2 protein-coding genes are annotated in these 2800 nt (G+C 34.8%); both read left to right on the plus strand.

All coding sequences use genetic code 11. The features are described 5' to 3' along the window. Nucleotides 1–2469: response regulator (locus CJD30_RS11445; RefSeq protein WP_294919257.1), on the plus strand; the 2469-nt coding region annotated here is incomplete at its 5' end. Then, a partial coding sequence (locus CJD30_RS11450; RefSeq protein WP_294919260.1) for a response regulator occupies nucleotides 2462–2800 on the plus strand: 339 nt, incomplete at its 3' end. The genes CJD30_RS11445 and CJD30_RS11450, both read left to right, overlap by 8 nt.

A 2800-nucleotide genomic window follows, 5' to 3' on the forward strand; every position in this document is an offset into this window, starting at 1 on the left:
GTATTATTAAATGCAGATACGAAAAAATTTATAGAATTTAATAGCAAATTTATACAGATGTATGGATTTACAGAAGAAGAGCTAAAAGAACTGAGTTTTAAAGAACTGGATATTTTTCAGACGGAAGAACAATTTAATCAAATAAGACTCAATATTTTGGAAAAAGGTTGGGATACATTCACTAGCCAGCATAAAGCAAAAAACGGAGTTGTGCATGACGTTATTATTAATCTTCGTTTATTTAATTTTGATAATGATCAAGTAATTGTTGCGATTGTTCATGATATCACCGAACAAAAGATACTTGAAAATAATTTAATTGTTGCAAAAGAAGAAGCAGAAGAAGCCACACGATTAAAAAGCGGATTTTTGGCCAATATGAGTCATGAAATCCGTACACCGCTCAATGGTATCATCGGAATCAACATATTATTATTGAAAACGGATTTAAGTGAACTACAACAGGATTATTTGAAGCGGTCACTACAATCATCCCAGTCACTGCTTGCATTAATTAACGATATCCTTGATTATTCGAAAATTGAAGCAGGAAAGCTTGAACTCTCAAACCATCCATTCTCCTTGGAAGAAGTTTTACATACTGTTTCGGGTCTTTTTGAATATTCCATTGTGCAAAAAGGGATGGAAATTCATATTGATTTGGATCCATTGATCCCTAAAATGATAGAAGGGGATTCTCTACGGCTCTCTCAAATTCTCAATAATTTAGTTGGTAATGCCGTAAAATTTACAGAGCACGGAGATATTGTGATTCATGCAAAACTGCTCGAGCTGAGAAATCAAGTAATTATGCTTCAATTTTCCGTGAGCGATACCGGCATTGGAATTGATCAAGAAGAAAAATCTATGCTGTTTCATGCCTTTTCCCAAACAGATGCTTCAAATACGCGTAAATACGGTGGAACGGGGCTCGGTCTTGCGATTTCAAAGCAGTTGGTTGAGATGATGAATGGGAAGATTTGGTTAGAAAGTATCAAAGGAGAAGGGACAACTTTTTATTTTACTGTGCAATTAGAATTATCTGAATATGAAATTTTAAAAGCTCTGCCAGAATCTTTTGCAGATAAACGGTTCCTTATTTTAGAGGACAATGAAATTGAAGGACAATTTATCGTAGATATTTTAGAATCATGGAATATCCATCCCATTTTATGTTCGAATGGAGTCGAAGCGCTTGAAATCGCTCAAAAAATGCCTTTGGATTATATGCTGATGGATTGGCGTGTTCCCGGATTGGATGGATTTGATGTATTGGAACGTCTTTATGATGGTCGTTTAGAGGTAATTCCAAAAGTAATTATGATCAGTGCATTGATGAAAGAGGATTTAAAAGAAAAAGCGAGAATGAGAAAAGTGCTTCCACATGCAATTTTACATAAACCGATTACTGCTTCATTGCTTTTAAATGCATTGGTTATGGAAGAAACTGCAATGATTTCTATAGATTCTTTGTCTTCTGAATCTATGGAAAAACACTTTACTGGAGATATTCTTATGGTAGAAGATAATGAAATCAATCAATTGGTTGAGCGTGGTTTACTTGAAGGCTATGGAATTGCAGTTGATATGGCGGTGAATGGATTGGATGCAATTGAAAAATGCAAAAACAAAACATATGATTTGATATTTATGGATTTACAAATGCCTGTTATGGATGGCTTTGAGGCAGCTGAAAATATTAGACTTTTTGATACTAAAACTCCTATTATTGCATTGAGCGCTGCAGTTATGAAGCATGACAAGGAGCTTACCATTGCCGCTGGAATGAATCATCATTTGTCAAAACCGATAGATATTGAAGAATTGGAGATGGTATTATCCCGTTATCTACCTGTTGTTGAACGCCCTGTAACAAATAAATCGGTTACAAATGGGCCTTCTTTATCATTTAAAGGTATTGATATGTCACATCTTTATAAGATTTATAAAGACGAAGAAAAAATTCTTAATTATCTTAAACTTTTTGCAAAGACCCAACGCAATTTTTGTACCCATGTTGAGCAATATTCTATAGGGAGCGCAGAATTTAAAGCGGCTATACACACATTCAAAGGGGTAAGCGGTAATATCGCAGCAATAAAACTTCATGAAACGGCAGTCCATATTGAAAATAGTGATGATGACGACACGATCAAGGCGTTATTACATACATTATGCGATGACCTGAACGAATTAATAGTAGAAATTGATCAATGCAATGTTTCACATCAGATGCATACCCATCAATTCCTTGACACTGCCGATACCATCAAACTGATAGATTCAACGCTTGCTAAACTGGAATCAAATGAGTTTATTGACGATGATGAAATTGAGAACCTAGTATATGCTGTTAAGCCATACTTATCCGAAATAGTGGCCGCAAAGCTTTCAGAAGCTCTGAATTTATTTGAATTTTCAGTTGCTATTGCACTATTGCAAACACTAAAAAAGGATATTTATGAATAAACCTTCAATTTTGGTAGTAGACGATGAGCCGTTAAATTTAAAATTATCCGCTGAAAGTCTTTCTCCGTATTACACAGTTCATTTGGCAAGAAACGGAAAAGATGCATTAACGTATTTAGAACATAATCGTGTTGATATCGTTTTGCTTGATATCATCATGCCGGAAATGGATGGTTTTGAAACAGCCGCTAAAATTCACAATTTACCTAATAATGTACAAACACCTATTATTTATTTAACGAGTGATGATTCGGATGAAACCATAGAAAAAGCATTTACGGCTGGTGCGGTTGATTATCTTTCGAAGCCATTTCGTAAAAAAGAGTTGCTT

Source organism: Sulfuricurvum sp. PD_MW2, assembly GCF_002633015.1.
Lineage (GTDB): Bacteria > Campylobacterota > Campylobacteria > Campylobacterales > Sulfurimonadaceae > Sulfuricurvum.